Genomic DNA, 14,995 nt, shown 5'->3' on the forward strand with positions numbered 1-14,995 from the left:
GAATGTACCATTTTGGTGGGGAATCCTTTACGATCAACGTTCTTCTTTTATAATAAATGAAAAAGAGCCTAAGGGGGAAATAATATGCTTACCATCGGTTATATTGGAAATGGGAAAAGCACGAACCGTTATCATCTTCCTTTTTCATTGAACAGAGCTGAATTGAAAGTGAAGACGATATATGCCCGTAATCTAGATAAAAGAGAGTGGGAAAAAATCCCTGACGTGCTGTATACAGATAATATAGAATCTTTAATGAACGATAAGGAGATTCAGTTGATTGTTATCTGTACACCTGTAGAATCCCACTACTCTTATGCAAAAATGGCGCTAGACCACGGGAAAAATGTACTTGTTGAGAAACCTTTTATGTTAACCAAAGAAGAAGCCGTGTCGATCTTCCAATATGCTAAAGAGAAAAATCTGGTTATACAATGCTATCAGAATAGACGTTACGATTCGGATTTCCTCACTACCCAGAAGGTTATTGAATCAGGAAAGCTTGGAGATTTGCTGGAGGTGGAGATGCATTACGATTATTATCGCCCTGAGATCCCGAACTCCACTTCTCATTTTTCCAGATATAACAGTTACCTATATGGACATGGCGTTCATACCATTGACCAGGTTCTTTCCTATTTTGGAAAGCCGGACACAATCCATTATGATGTTCGTCAATTGCTGGGTACTGGGAGAATGAATGATTACTTTGATCTGGATTTTTATTATCCCTCGCTCAAGGTATCCATCAAATCCAGCCTTTTTCGCTTAAAAGAGCGGCCAGGTTTTGTTGTACACGGAAAAAAAGGCGTTTTTATAAAGCAAACGAAGGATCGTCAGGAGGAGCATCTGAAATTATACTATCTGCCTAAGGGACACTCCGATTTCGGCATAGACCAGCCCGAGCATTACGGCATCTTAACATATCTTGATGATAAAGGCGAGTATCATGAAGAAAAAGTCGTTTCTGAAAAGGGTGACTATGCTCGAGTATATGACGATATCTATCAGTCGATCGTACTTGGTAAAGAAAAAGTGATTAAAGACGAAGAAACGATAATTTGTATGGAAATACTTGAAAAAGGTATAGAGGAGTGCAACTAAAATGAAGTTGGGAATTGTCGGAGCAGGGATGATCGTAGGGGATCTATTGAGCTTTATTCAGGATATCCCGACTATTTTATTAAAGGCAATTTGTTCTAGACCTAGTCATGAGGAAAAATTACTGGATTGGCAACATAGATATGGAATCTCTCAAATTTATTCGGATTACAGCAAAATGTTGATGAATAAGGACGTGGATACAGTTTATATCGGGCTGCCTAATCATCTTCATTATTCATATGCCAAAGAAGCATTATTGAGTGGCAAACATGTCATTTGTGAGAAGCCGTTTACTTCCAATTTGCAAGAATTCCTAGAGCTAAAAGAAATTGCTCAGCAAAGAAAACTGGTATTGGTGGAAGCCATTACGAATCAATATTTGAAAAATTATTTGTCCATGAAGGAGTATCTACCTAAACTGGGTGAGATCAAAATCGTTGAATGCAACTATTCTCAATACTCATCTCGGTATGAAGCTTTCAAAGCGGGAATAATCCAGCCTGCGTTTAATCCAGAAATGTCTGGTGGAGCCTTGATGGATATTAATTTATATAATATTCATTTTGTTGTTGGATTCTTCGGGAGCCCTAAGAAAGTGGAGTATTGGGCGAACATGGAGCGTGGAATTGATACTTCAGGTATGCTGCTGCTTGATTACGGTGATTTCAAGTGTGTCTGCATCGGTTCAAAAGATAGTACTGCTCCCAATGCCGTGAACATTCAAGGCAATAAGGGCTATATACACATGGCAAGTTCAGCTAATATATGCGACTGCTTTGATTACACTGCGAATAAGGAAACACCAATTCGAGTGGATCTAAAAGATCATTTGCATCGAATGTATGACGAATTCGTTGAATTTGACCGTATCATCCGAGAAAACGATTTGGAAAAAGTTTCGGATATGCTTGAACATAGTGAAAAGGTCATGAAGGTCATCGAGGAGGCCAAGCAGTCCGCCAATCTTGTATTTGGCCCTGATCCACTTTCACTGTGTTCAACCCCTAAATTTCTAAACGATAATTGAATGTTTTAACTTATATGTCTATTAATGAAGAAACTGAATTGGGCTCATGGCGGTTACCTCTTTAAAATGCCGATGGAACGAAGAAACACTCATGCTGGCGGTGTCTGCAAGATCTTCGATCCGAAAAGACTGGTCCCAATTCCGGACAATATAGTCAATAGCATCTCGGATTCGATAGGTGCTGCTTCCTTTGAATCTGAGCCATTCGACTCCATAAGATCCCTGCAACAGCCTATATAAAATCTCCTTCAGCAAATACGGCATTCAATCATGGCGACTTGCGTAGCGTTCTTCCACGTTTTACTCCAGAAGCACTGGAGGCCAATCAGGTGCTGGTCGACCTGCTTAAAGAGATGGCTGAGCAGTTAAAAGCAACGCCAGCCCAAATCGCACTCGCCTGGCTGCTAGCCCAGAAGCCGTGGATCGTTCCAATCCCGGGCACACGGAAATTAAGCCGTCTGGAAGAAAATCTAGGCGCAGTAGACATTGAACTCACATCTGAAGATGTGCGCAATATTAACAGCGCAGCTTCGCAGATCACTTTGATGGGCGCCAGATATACGGATGAACTGGAGAGAAGAACGGGTCTTTGATCTAATTCTTCAAGTCATAATCCAATCATGAGGAAATCTCTTTTGTTAAAGTAAATAATTGAGATGAGAAATCGTATTTCTCCGCAATATTAAAATCCTGTCCTGCCTTATAAGGCGGGGTGAGTATAAGTCCAATGTTCATTAACTCGCTGCCGGTAAAACGTTGGCCCAGCTCTTCCACAAAATATACTGCCATTTCGTCCAGCCCGACTAGCTTTAGTCGTAAATAAGCTTGATTCGGACGCGAGAGCACCTGGTACCAACCAACGAGAGCATGCTCACATTTTGCATCAATGACCATCCAGGCAGTCTCATTTTTTTCAAAGGGACTTAGCAGACGGTAAAAGGTTCCCTGTGTAATTAATCGTCGGTAACGTTTATACACTTGTATTTGTTTTTTAATTACATTGCACTCTTCTTCGGACAAAGCCAATGGGTCAAGTTCATAACCGAATATACCAAAGTAGGCGACATTGGATCTGGTTTGCAGCGGTGTGGTTCTGCCTACCTGGTGGTTCGGGATGGTTGACACATGAGCACCCATGCTGCTAAGCGGATAGACCATGGAAGTGCCATACTGAATCTTCAGACGTTCTATAGCCTCACTATCGTCGCTTGTCCATGTTTGCGGAGCATAATAAAGCATCCCTGGATCAAACCGTCCTCCACCGGAAGCACAGGACTCAAACAAAATCTCAGGGTGTTCGGTAATCAGCTTCTCATATAAAGCATATACACCCAAGACATAGCGGTGAAAAAATTCGCCCTGTCTTTCCTTGCCCAGAGATAACGAATAGGCTTCTGAAATACAGCGATTCATATCCCATTTTACGTATTCGATCCGAGCAGAAGAGAGCACGTCATCCATTAACTTAAACAGGTAATCCACAACAGGCGGTTGGGAATAATCAAGAACATATTGATGGCGTCCATGCTTGCGTTGACGGCCGGGTGTTCCCACAACCCAGTCTGGATGCTCCCTCATAATATGAGAGTCGGAATTAACCATTTCCGGCTCGAACCAAAGACCGAATTTCATCCCGAGCTCATTGATCTTCTTTACCAAATTCGAGATCCCGTTCGGTAACTTTTCAGGATTTTCAAACCAGTCGCCGAGGGAAGAGGTATCATTGTTTCTTCGACCGAACCATCCGTCATCCAAGACAAAGAGTTCAATCCCCAGTTCACCTGCTTTTTTTGCCATATCAACTATTTTCTGCTCAGTAAAATCAAAATAGGTCCCCTCCCAGTTATTGATCAATACAGGTCGTTCCCGCTCGGTCCAACTGCTGCGAATTAAGTGTTTATTGTACAGGCTATGGTATGCTTGGCTCATGCCATTTAAACCGCTCTCAGAATAGACCAGGACTGCTTCAGGCGAATAAAAACATTCTCCTGGCTTCAGGGTCCAGCAGAATTTGTCAGGATGAATGCCGATCATCAATCGGGTAGTTGAATAGCTGTCCACTTCCGCCTGGGCAAGAAAGTTCCCGCTGTAAACGAGATTAACCGCATATACTTCTCCTTGGTGTTCCTGTGATCCGGGTTTGGCAAGCGCCAGAAATGGGTTGTGAACATGACTACTAATTCCTCGTGTGCTCCCAATCGACTGTAGCCCAGGTCTCAATGGTGTACGCTCCACATGACGTTCCCTACCCCAAGCCCCTGATAAATGAATAATTTCATATTCGGAGTCAGGGAGATCAAGACTCAGGCTCATTAGACGGTTGACTCTCAGGGGATTATTCCCGGAATTCGTTATGGATACGGATCTCGTGATCACGGGCAGTTCGCTGAAGATGGTGTAAGCAAGCACGGCCACCGCTCCTGTAAGAGAATCGGTCAGCGTGATGAGGAGTGTCTCTGCTTCATGTGCTTCCTTACAAAACGTAGCTGGAAGATGGGGGATTTTAGGCTTCTCAGCGATTACCTCGTAACGATCATAAGTGAACTCCATTATATGAGATCCGTCCTCCTGTATGATCTCAATTGCCGGCTCTCGAAAGTCTCCACTTCCCGCAGAAGGAAATTCCTGCTTAATACTTTCCAACGATGTCACCAAGTCACTATCAAACTCACTGACAGACACGGGACGGTAGCTTCGCTCGATAAAACGGTCATATTGACCCAGGTACTCTATTTTTTTGCCGTAATATAAATGCTCCAATTGCCCGTTCTCCATGACACGGAAAAGATAACTGCAGTATTTGTTCGTTAAGTGAAATGTCCGTTCCTTTTGGTTAACTTGTAGACTAGCCATGTACATAGCCCCTTTCAAAATATGTCAAACCACTTGAAAGCGTTATTATTGAATCAGCATAACAAAGGTAGTGATAGAAAATACATGACTTTTTTTAAGTCGAATATAGGAAAAACAAAGAACCTTACAAAAAACTATAGTTTAGAGCTAAACCTTTTCTGGATATTTGTCATCCTTAACTTATGCTATACTGATAAATTAACAAGCATAGGTTCTTTATTTGGAAAAGTGGGGAGGATGCCAATGGGCGAGAATATGATTCAATATGTTGATACGTATACCAGTTCAGAGCATAAAAATATATCAGATTTGATTTTATATAACTGTGGCACAGAGCTCTGCTTATCCAATCAGGATTTTGGACCCATCGCCCGCGATTTTAATCTGGTTCATTTTGTGCTAAAAGGACGAGGTAGGTTGGTGATTGACAACAAAAATTACGATATAGGAGAAGGACAGGCTTTTTTAATTCCGGCCAATAGGGTAGCTTATTACCAGGCGGATGAAGCCGAGCCTTGGGAGTACTGTTGGGTCGGCTTTATGGGCATTAAATCCGACATCTACCTGCAGAACATATCACTTCCAAGCCAGAACCCTTATGTAATCGATATTGAAGATATTACGTTCTTTCATTCCACGATTCTTGAGATGTTGCGGATCGGAGATAACACACTTTCTTCATCGTTGGCTATACAGGGGTATTTATTCCATATTCTCGCCAAACTTGTGCACGACTTGGGAGAAACGATGTCGGTAAAGGAGCAGCTTCCTTATTCGGTTCAAGCGATAAACTTTATTGAGAAAAACTACATCAGCGGCATCCAGATTAGTGAAGTAGCGGAGTACCTCGGTCTACATCAGAATTATCTAACCTCCGTTTTCAAACTTGAGACTGGTGAAACGCCTAAACAATATCTGATAGACCTCAGGATTAAAAAAGCGTGCGAACTGCTGCAACATACAGACTATTCGATTCAGGTCATATCAAATTCGGTCGGCTATACCGATCAATTGACCTTTTCGCGAGCTTTTAGAAATGTAATGAGTACATCTCCCAGTGCGTATAGAAAACAGTTTCTTTGATTTTGCTATATTAATCTATAAAAATATTTGTATTTAGAAGCGGTTTTTTTTGCTATCGTAAAACTGTAGATTCTTTCCTGCATGGCATATTTAACAATTGTTAGGAAGAGTACTTTTTACGGGAGGAGAATTCCGCACGTGGATTTCATTATTGCTTTTATTCCAGCCGTTGGCTGGGGGGTTATGCCGATATTGGCACATATAACAAAAGCCAGTCCCCGAGAACAGCTGACAGGTACCGTGATTGGTGCTGTGCTGTTTGCCCTGTGCTTGTATATCATTCACCCTACCTCATTAGCACCGATTCATTTTGTGGTAAGTTTTATATCTGGTATTTTCTGGGCTGCTGGACAATTGCTTCAGTTTCAAGCTTTTCAAAAAGTAAGCGTATCGATCGCCATTCCTGTGATTTGTGGTCTGCAGTTAATAGGTACGACGCTATTTGCCGCACTTATTTTGGGTGAATGGATAACAGGGTACCAATATGGGATAGGCGTTGGTTCTCTTCTGTGTATATTGGCAGGGGTTCTGTTAACCAGCTATCAGGGCAAGTCTGCAGGGTTGTCCAAGCCTTTACCGGTACCCATTATCATAATGTTGGTTTGCTCGGGGTTAGCGTTAAGTAGTTATGTCGTTATTAATCAGTTCTTTCATATATCGGGACTATCCGTCATTCTGCCGCAATCGCTCGGTATGCTATGCTCAGCCATGGTCATGAACCTGAAGGGCAAAAAGCGGCTACGCTTCTCTCTGGTGGTTCACAATTTACCTACAGGATTGGTTTGGAGCATCGCGAATCTAGCATTATTTATTTCCAACGGGCTGATCGGCATGGCGGCTAGTTTTCCGATCTCTCAGGCGAGCATTGCCATTGCTTGTGTTGGCAGCATTTTAATATTTAAGGAAAAGAAGAGTCCAAAGGAATGGATAGGCATACTTGCGGGAATTACAGTACTTATGATTGGAGTAGGGATGATTAGCTTGCTCAAGCCTTAAGGAATCAAGACCCTTTCCTTTGAGTAACGAAAAGAGCTTATCCATCCATGGGTACGCTTTTTGGGGATTGACAGAGGTATGGCTGCATGAGAAAATGTACGCGCGTACATAAAATGATTTGGAGGTGGGTAATATCGTTTCACGCAAGGAAGTAGCAGAACTTTCCGGCGTGTCTGAAGCGACGGTATCTCGGGTCTTGAATGCAGTAGGTCCTATCAAAGAGGATACGCGGAGAAGGGTTCTGGACGCAGCTAATCAGCTTGGATATGTACCCAGTGCGCTGGCTCGTAACTTTGCCCGAAGTAAGAGTGGCCATCTTGGTGTAGTTATGCCTTATGTCCCGAAGGCGCACCTGTTCTCAGCCTATTTTTTCTCTGAGATGCTGAGCGGTATCGGAAACAAGGCCAGAGACAGCGGGCTCGATCTGCTTCTATTGTTCCGAAAGCCAGGGGAACGGATTGATTACAGTAGTCTTTTCCGCCAGCAAAGGATCGATACCTGTATCATCCTAGGAGCCAGGGATGACCACGATGAGGAGGAAGCTCTAAAGAGACTTCAGGAAGAAGGACGTCCGTTCTGCGTCATGAATCACCATTTTGAAGGGCAATCGTTCTGTGAAGTGGATGCAGACCATGTAGAAGGCAGCCGGGCGGCTGTAAGTCACCTCATCGAGCAGGGATACAAGCGGATTACCTTTCTCAACGGCCCGGACATCTATTCCAACAGTACTGAGCGATTGAAGGGTTACCGTACCGCGCTTCAGGAGGCCGGTATTGAATATGACCACGATCTACTTCTGGAAGGTAATTACAGCCGTCGAAGCGGGCTCGAAGCCTCAGCTACAATCGCAGACAAATTGAATGATATTGATGCTGTATTTGCGGCGAACGACCGGATGGCCCTCGGGGTAATGCAGGGTCTCCGTGAGCGCGGACTGGCAGCAGACCGGTTTCCGGCGTTTGTAGGCTATGACGATTCGGATGCGGCTGAGATGGCTGTTCCGCCGCTAAGCAGTGTCCGCGTACCTTTTTATGAGATGGGGGAGCTTGCAGCCTCGAAGCTTATACCCGATTCTCTGAATCTTATTCCAGCCCTGGAACTAACCGGGCGCGACTCGATAAGAGAACTCCTGTCCACAGAGCTGATTATCAGGGCGTCATCCATTCGTCCATAATTCGTCAAAAATTCGTTGAAACTCAGACCCATAAGGAGGATCACGACATGTCTAATCGTCTTCGTATCGGAATGGTTGGCTACAAATTTATGGGCAAGGCTCACAGCAACGCTTACCGTAGTCTACCCATGTTCTTCCCAGATGCCCCGCTGCAGCCAGAGATGTCCGTTATCTGTGGACGCAACGAGCAGGGGGTTCAGGCAGCTGCCCGCCAGTACGGCTGGACCGAAAGTGTTACGGATTGGCGTGATCTAGTGAAACGTAACGATATTGACCTCATTGACATTAACGCCCCGAGTAATGCCCATAAGGAAATTGTCGTTGAGGCAGCCCTCCATGGCAAGCATCTATTCTGTGAGAAGCCACTTGCGCTCTCGCTGGCGGATTCACGTGACATGCTGCAGGTAGCAGAGGAAGCAGGGATCAGACATATGGTAGGCTTCAACTACCGTTTTTCTCCGGCTGTCCAGCTGGCTAAGCAGCTAGTCGAGAGCGGACGCCTAGGCAAAATTTATCATTTCCGTGCCTTCTTCCTTCAAGACTGGATCATGGACCCGTCCTTCCCCCTGGTATGGCGGCTGCAAAAAGAAGTGGCCGGTTCTGGATCTCATGGTGATCTTGGCGCCCATCTGATTGATCTCGCTCGCTTCTTGGTCGGCGAGTTCCATGAAGTGATCGGCATGAGCGAGACATTCATCAAACAGCGCCCGTTGGCTTTGGAGATGAGCGGGTTGAGCTCCAAAAGGAGCGCTGAAGCAAATGCTCCGATGGGAGAAGTGACAGTCGATGATGCCACGTTGTTCCTGGCACGCTTCGCCGGAGGTGCGCTGGGCAGCTTCGAGGCCACACGTTTTGCTGCCGGACATCGGAGCACAAATTCATTCGAGATCAACGGTAGCCTAGGCAGTGTGCGGTTTGACTTTGAACGAATGAACGAACTGGAAGTGTATTTCACACAGGATGAGGAGGACGTTCAGGGCTTTCGTCGCGTACTCGCCACCGATCCGGCACACAAGTACTCCGAAGCCTGGTGGCCTGCAGGACATACGATTGGATTCGAACATACCTTCACCCATGAGATGCTTGAGATGTTGAGTGCCATCTCTGAAGGACGGCAACCGTCGCCGAACTTCCGTGACGGTGTTGCTTGTCAGGCTGTGCTTGAAGCGGTAGAACGATCCATAGAGGAACGCCGCTGGGTATCCATTGAAGAAATGTAGTATAACAATACATTCCGAAAGGTGAGTGGATTACAGATGCGCAAGGCACTAATTGTATGGGGTGGATGGAACGGACATGAGCCAGAGCAGGTGGCGACCATTTTTGAACGCATTTTGAAGGAAGAGCAGTTCGAGGTGGAAGTGTCTAATACCCTGGAAGCCTACCAGGATGCTGAGAAACTGCTTGACCTGGACCTGATCGTTCCAATGTGGACCATGGGACAGATTGAGCAGGAACTGGTCAATAATGTCTCAGCTGCGGTTCAAAGCGGCGTAGGTCTCACAGGCTGCCATGGCGGCATGTGTGATGCCTTCCGGAACAACGTGGACTGGCAGTTTATGACAGGCGGGCAATGGGTTGCGCATCCCGGCAATGACGGCGTAGAGTACATGGTGAACATGAAGCGCGGCTCCAGCCCACTTCTAGACCATATTGAGGATTTTCAGGTCAAAAGCGAGCAGTATTACCTCCACGTAGACCCGGCAGTTGAAGTGCTGGCAACCACACGCTTTCCGATCGTACCAGGCCCCCATTCAGCCAATGGGCCAGTGGATATGCCCGTTGTATGGACGAAGCGCTGGGGGAACGGCCGCGTCTTCTACAATTCGCTGGGCCATCACGCAGATATCATAGATATGCCTCAAGTGACCGAGATGATGCGCAGCGGGTTTCTGTGGGCAGCAGCAGGCAAACAGGCGGTGGCCCCCCGGGGGAACTCTCTGGCAGAGGCTTATACAGGCATGACAGACAACCAACAGCGTTAGCGTGTATTCTTATGCAATGATGTCCCGATTGAATACGTATTTCCAGTCTCCATTTGATTGATACATTGATGATTTGTAATTTTACAAATATTTAACAATCAGAACAAATGGGATTGTTTATAAGCCCCGTTCAGCGACAGGATGGTATCCGATGTAACAAAAGAATGCCATTATCCATTTTTTCTGAAGAAGAAGGGAGTCTAGGCATGAACAAAATGAAAGTAGGCATTATTGGGTGTGGTAAAATTAGCGGAATTTACATGGAAAATTGCCATCGTTTCGACATTCTGGAGCTGTACGCTGTAGCGGATCTGGACCAAGGTCGGGCAGAGGAGCAGGCGGTAGCGTTCAACGTTCCGCATGTATATTCGGTAGATGAGATTTTGGCTGATCCGGAGATCGAACTCATCATTAATTTGACCATTCCGGGCGTTCACGCCGACGTATGTCTCAGAGCTCTTGAGGCAGGCAAGCATGTCTATGTGGAGAAGCCACTTGCCGTCACCCGTGAGCAGGGGCAGGCTGTCTTGGATCTTGCTCATCAAAAGGGACTGCTTGTCGGCTGCGCACCAGAGACCTTCTTCGGTTCCGGTATACAGACATCATTGAAGCTGATTGAAGACGGAGTCATTGGGAGTCCGGTAGCCGCTACTGCTTTCATGATGAGCCGTGGACATGAACATTGGCATCCTGATCCTGAATTTTATTATGCAGTCGGCGGCGGTCCAATGTTTGATATGGGCCCTTATTATTTGACAGCTCTGGTGCAATTGCTGGGTCCGATTGCTGCCATTTCGGGCATGACAAGCAAGGCGATGGATCGGCGAACAATTACGAGCGAGAAAAAGAGAGGCCAGACCATCCCGGTCGATATACCGACCCATGTGGCCGGATTGCTGCGCTTCAAGCAGGGGGCTGTCGGCACGCTAATTACCAGCTTTGACATCTTTGGTGGAAGCACTCTGCCACCGATCGAGGTATACGGCACTCAGGGCACGCTACAAGTGCCTGACCCGAACACGTTCGGAGGGCCAGTTCGCTACAGGCTGCTGGGTGAGCAAGAATGGACAGAGGTACCGCTGCTGCCGGGCTACCAGGAGAATACACGGGGCATCGGTGTTGCCGATATGGCCTACGCTATCCGCAGCGGACGGCCTCACCGCGCCAGTGGTGAATTGGCTTATCATGTGCTGGAGGCAATGTGGGCGTTCCACGATTCCTCCGATCAGCAGACCGTCTATCCAATGCAGAGCACATGTCTGCGCCCGGCGGCTTTACCGGAAAACCTGCCCTTGTATACGTTAGATGCGTAAACTAATGTAAATTTTACATCCCGCTTTGAATGTTCATTTCTATTGAAAAGAAGACTTCAGCTCCGTTTTGACCGCGGCTTTGGAGTCTTCTTCGTTCATTTTCAGGAAGGATCTTAATTTCAGGCATAAAATCATTCTTTACCGATCGTTCTAAATATGTTATATTGTTGGCGTAGGAGGAATACACGGATAAGAAGCCAAGAGTTATGAGGAGTGGTGTGAGATCTTGCCGTGAACTCTTCTACGAATATTAGAACGATCATTCTAATTATAGCAGATGGAGAAGGGATGGATTGAACATGGAATATCGTGTATTAGGAAATACAGGCCTTAAAATAAGCAGTTTTGTATTAGGTACAGGTACTTTTGGTTTTTGGGGCAACAATACGGAGAAAGAAGCTGCAGTCATGTTAGATGAGGCTTTGGCTGGAGGCATTAATCTGATCGATACAGCGGATGTCTATTCAAGTGGTCAATCCGAAGAAATTCTGGGTCACATCCTAAAAGGACGCAGACAGGATGTTATTCTGGCCACGAAAGGCGGAATGCCCATGGGCAGTGGGCTTAATCAATCCGGTAACTCAAAATATTGGATTAAGCGTGCAGTAGAGGGAAGCTTGAGAAGGTTGCAAACGGACTATATCGATTTGTATCAACTACATCAGCCAGATCTCCATACTGACATTGAAGAGAGTCTTGACGCACTTACGGACCTGGTTCGTGAAGGGAAGATTCGATATATTGGTACATCCAATTTTCAGGCATGGCAAGTGACCGAAGCACAATGGACTAGCGAACGCAAAAATACCGCACGCTTTGTATCCGAGCAAGCCCCGTATTCCATATTGAATCGAAGCATCGAATTCGATTTGCTTGCTGCAACCGCTAAATACGGAATGGGCGTAATGGTTTGGAGCCCACTTTCGGGTGGTCTACTAACGGGAAAATACCGCTCGGGAGAAGCTGTTGCCCCAGATTCAAGAGCAGCAAGTTCTCTAGGGAAACTTTCAACTGTTGTAGATCCGAATCGAGAAGAAAATCGCATCAAGTTCGAAGTCGTTGCTAAGCTCCAAACCCTTGCAAATGAAGCAGGATTAACTTTGCCACATCTTGCCATGGCATTTACACAAGCTCATTCGTCAGTTACTTCTGCTATAGTGGGGGCAAGAACAATTGAGCAACTTCGTGAAACGTTAAAAGGCAGCGACATCCGATTAAGCACTGATATCCTGGATGCGATAGATGCTATCGTTCCGCCAGGAGTAACCCTGGATGCCCTGGAAAAAGGATGGACGCCTGATTGGTTACAAGCAAACAAACGAAGAATCCTGGGTTAAATATATAAGACAGATCTCATAGCTGTAATGTATTCACATATTTTAAATCTAGTTTGCCGATCCTTCACTACATTGTATAATGATTATTCGAGGTGATGACGATGGCAAGATCAAAAGAATTTGAAGTTAATGAAGTATTAGATAAAGCAATACACCTGTTTTGGGCACAAGGATATGAGAAAACTTCAATGCAAGATTTGGTTGAGTTTATGGGCATTCACCGAAGAAGTATCTATGATACCTTTGGAGATAAGCATGCCTTATTTATGAAAGCTCTCGAACGATATGAAACGAAACAGACCAGCAAAATGAGGTTTCTGATTGAAAAACAAAAACCGATCAAAGAATTAATTCGGGAGTTGTTTGAGGCGACAGTAAGAAATGAAGGAGAACCTCTAGGGTGTTTTCTCGTGAATTCAGGCGTGGAACTCGGCGTGTTGGATCCTGAAGTTGCATCCTTAGTTGATGAGAGTTATTCGCGAACTGAGGAACTCTTGACTAACCTTGTTCTGAAGGGTCAACAATCGGGTGAGTTCAAGACTGACTTGGATCCTGTAGTTATTTCTCATTATTTAATGAATGCGTGGTTAGGGCTACGTACGTTGGTTAAGACAACAACAGATCAGCAAAAATTAAAGAATATTATTGATATGACACTGACCGCTTTAGATTAAAAGTGGAATTACAGCATGACAGGCAAAAGGAGTCACCTAAATGGAGGACTGTTTGTTTCCGTGATACAAGTTTTTTCTTGTCCCTCTAATGAAAGAAAGAACTTGTATCTTATGCCTCAAACAAGTCAAGGGATACCGCTCCAAAATTAAAATTTTAGTCATAAAAAAATTATTTACTGTTCGTTCTAAAATTGATATGCTAATAGCAAGTTAGATATAACTTTTTTTACCATAATAAGAATGATCGTTCTAAAATCATCTTTAAAACTCATTTACACTAATCTGCATGTTATGAAGGAGAGAATATTATGAAGTATACAGTTATTACAGGAGCAAGTTCAGGGATTGGATATGAAACGGCATTGGCGTTTGCTGCATGTGGCAAAAACTTAATCTTGGTAGCTAGAAGATTGGATAAATTAGAAGAACTCAAATCAGCAATTCTGGATATGGATCCTACTATAAATGTTATTGTTCGTACAAGTGACCTATCTATTACAGACCAGGCCTACACACTATATAACAATTTAAAAGAATACCAAATTGAGACCTGGATTAACAATGCGGGGCTCGGTGAAGCTTCTTTTGTAGCAGAACAGAATTTAGATAAAGTTGAAACTATGCTACGTGTTAACATTGAAACCTTGACGATCCTTTCTACACTATATGTACGAGATTATGCTGATGTAGAAGGAACTCAGTTAATTAACGTCTCATCTGCACTCGGATATGCCATCGCTGTTGGGAGTGTTGCTTATTCTGCATCTAAATATTACGTTAGTGCCTTCACAGAAGGCCTTGCAAAAGAACTAGAAATGAAAGGTGCAAAACCAAAAGCAAAGGTTTTAGCACCAGCTATAACGGAAACGGAATTCGGGAAGAAATCATTAGATACTGAAGAATTTGATTACAAAGCAAACATGCCTAAGTACCACACTGCCAAACAAATGGCGGGATTCATGGTGGATCTTTATGATAACAACGAAGTGGTAGGTTTTGTAGACCAGAACTATGATTTCAACCTGAGAGGCCAAATCTATCCAATCATTTCAGGGTTTTAAATTTAATTCATATATCCGTGGAGATCCTGAACTTTATCGCTACCTTGTAACGGAATTAGCTCAATTGGATTTAGCTTACCTTCATGTTATGCATCTTGGAAATGAAAAGCTGCTCCAAGACATTCGCTCAATCTGGACAAATCCATTGTTAGTCAATCGTGCTGGACGAGCTCTTGAAGATCTTAGCTTGGATATAGAAAGTGGCCTTGCTGATTTGGTGCCTGTTGGTGTATGGTCATTAGCCAATCCAGATTTAGTGGAACGACTTCAAAAAGGTGCGCAACTAAATGAAGCAGATCCGTCAACATTCTTTGGTTTGGGAAGTAAAGGTTACACGGATTATCCTACGTTGGAAGAATTAGAATCGCAAGAGGGTCTACAATAACAT

The 14,995-nt window shown here is 44.6% G+C and carries 14 protein-coding genes and 1 pseudogene; 13 read left to right on the top strand and 2 right to left on the bottom strand.

Going from position 1 to position 14,995, the window contains the following annotated elements:
- The first annotated feature begins 84 nt into the window (after window positions 1-84).
- Both NLX74_RS09710 and NLX74_RS09715 read left to right on the top strand, forming a co-directional pair.
- Complete coding sequence (locus tag NLX74_RS09710) at window positions 85-1,104, top strand: Gfo/Idh/MocA family oxidoreductase (RefSeq protein WP_254328555.1); 1,020 nt, start codon at window positions 85-87, stop codon at window positions 1,102-1,104.
- Window position 1,105: 1 nt separating this feature from the next.
- Complete coding sequence (locus tag NLX74_RS09715; protein WP_254328556.1) at window positions 1,106-2,131, top strand: Gfo/Idh/MocA family protein; 1,026 nt, start codon at window positions 1,106-1,108, stop codon at window positions 2,129-2,131.
- A 30-nt stretch (window positions 2,132-2,161) separates the two neighbouring features.
- Here NLX74_RS09715 and NLX74_RS09720 read toward each other — a convergent pair.
- Window positions 2,162-2,392: pseudogene (locus NLX74_RS09720) on the bottom strand (AraC family transcriptional regulator); the annotation flags it as partial.
- A gap of 17 nt (window positions 2,393-2,409) precedes the next feature.
- Here NLX74_RS09720 and NLX74_RS09725 point away from each other — a divergent pair.
- Window positions 2,410-2,724 (top strand): aldo/keto reductase, encoded by a 315-nt coding sequence (locus NLX74_RS09725; protein ID WP_483311648.1) that lies wholly within the window; start codon window positions 2,410-2,412, stop codon window positions 2,722-2,724.
- Window positions 2,725-2,749: 25 nt separating this feature from the next.
- On the opposite strand, the gene NLX74_RS09730 is transcribed toward NLX74_RS09725, so the two are convergent.
- Window positions 2,750-4,984, bottom strand: a complete 2,235-nt coding sequence (locus NLX74_RS09730; protein WP_254328557.1) for an alpha-galactosidase — start codon at window positions 4,982-4,984, stop codon at window positions 2,750-2,752.
- 243 nt (window positions 4,985-5,227) lie between these two features.
- Here NLX74_RS09730 and NLX74_RS09735 point away from each other — a divergent pair, with 243 nt between their 5' ends.
- From NLX74_RS09735 to NLX74_RS09780, 10 genes are all read left to right on the top strand, one after another.
- Window positions 5,228-6,067 (top strand): AraC family transcriptional regulator, encoded by an 840-nt coding sequence (locus NLX74_RS09735; protein ID WP_235309761.1) that lies wholly within the window; start codon window positions 5,228-5,230, stop codon window positions 6,065-6,067.
- 138 nt (window positions 6,068-6,205) lie between these two features.
- Window positions 6,206-7,063, top strand: coding sequence for a GRP family sugar transporter (locus tag NLX74_RS09740; protein WP_254328558.1), 858 nt, complete (start codon window positions 6,206-6,208; stop codon window positions 7,061-7,063).
- Window positions 7,064-7,181: 118 nt separating this feature from the next.
- Window positions 7,182-8,237 carry a LacI family DNA-binding transcriptional regulator gene (locus NLX74_RS09745; RefSeq protein WP_254328559.1) on the top strand — a complete coding sequence of 352 codons (1,056 nt, stop codon included), beginning with the start codon at window positions 7,182-7,184 and terminating at the stop codon, window positions 8,235-8,237.
- Between the two features lie 47 nt (window positions 8,238-8,284).
- Window positions 8,285-9,457 (top strand): Gfo/Idh/MocA family protein, encoded by a 1,173-nt coding sequence (locus tag NLX74_RS09750; protein ID WP_254328560.1) that lies wholly within the window; start codon window positions 8,285-8,287, stop codon window positions 9,455-9,457.
- Window positions 9,458-9,493: 36 nt separating this feature from the next.
- Complete coding sequence (locus NLX74_RS09755) at window positions 9,494-10,222, top strand: ThuA domain-containing protein (RefSeq protein WP_254328561.1); 729 nt, start codon at window positions 9,494-9,496, stop codon at window positions 10,220-10,222.
- A 206-nt stretch (window positions 10,223-10,428) separates the two neighbouring features.
- Window positions 10,429-11,535 (top strand): Gfo/Idh/MocA family protein, encoded by a 1,107-nt coding sequence (locus NLX74_RS09760; protein ID WP_254328562.1) that lies wholly within the window; start codon window positions 10,429-10,431, stop codon window positions 11,533-11,535.
- 299 nt (window positions 11,536-11,834) lie between these two features.
- Entirely contained in the window at window positions 11,835-12,872 is a 1,038-nt protein-coding gene (locus NLX74_RS09765; RefSeq protein ID WP_254328563.1) for an aldo/keto reductase, read from the top strand.
- A gap of 101 nt (window positions 12,873-12,973) precedes the next feature.
- Window positions 12,974-13,546 (top strand): TetR/AcrR family transcriptional regulator, encoded by a 573-nt coding sequence (locus NLX74_RS09770; RefSeq protein WP_254328564.1) that lies wholly within the window; start codon window positions 12,974-12,976, stop codon window positions 13,544-13,546.
- A 308-nt stretch (window positions 13,547-13,854) separates the two neighbouring features.
- The gene (locus NLX74_RS09775; RefSeq protein WP_254328565.1) at window positions 13,855-14,607 is read left to right on the top strand and encodes an SDR family NAD(P)-dependent oxidoreductase; all 753 of its coding nucleotides are present in this window, start codon (window positions 13,855-13,857) and stop codon (window positions 14,605-14,607) included.
- A gap of 64 nt (window positions 14,608-14,671) precedes the next feature.
- Window positions 14,672-14,992: a beta/alpha barrel domain-containing protein gene (locus tag NLX74_RS09780; protein WP_254328566.1), complete on the top strand. Its 321-nt coding sequence runs from the start codon at window positions 14,672-14,674 to the stop codon at window positions 14,990-14,992.
- Window positions 14,993-14,995: the final 3 nt, after the last annotated feature.

Source organism: Paenibacillus sp. MZ03-122A, assembly GCF_024213325.1.
GTDB classification, from domain to species: domain Bacteria; phylum Bacillota; class Bacilli; order Paenibacillales; family Paenibacillaceae; genus Paenibacillus; species Paenibacillus polymyxa_B.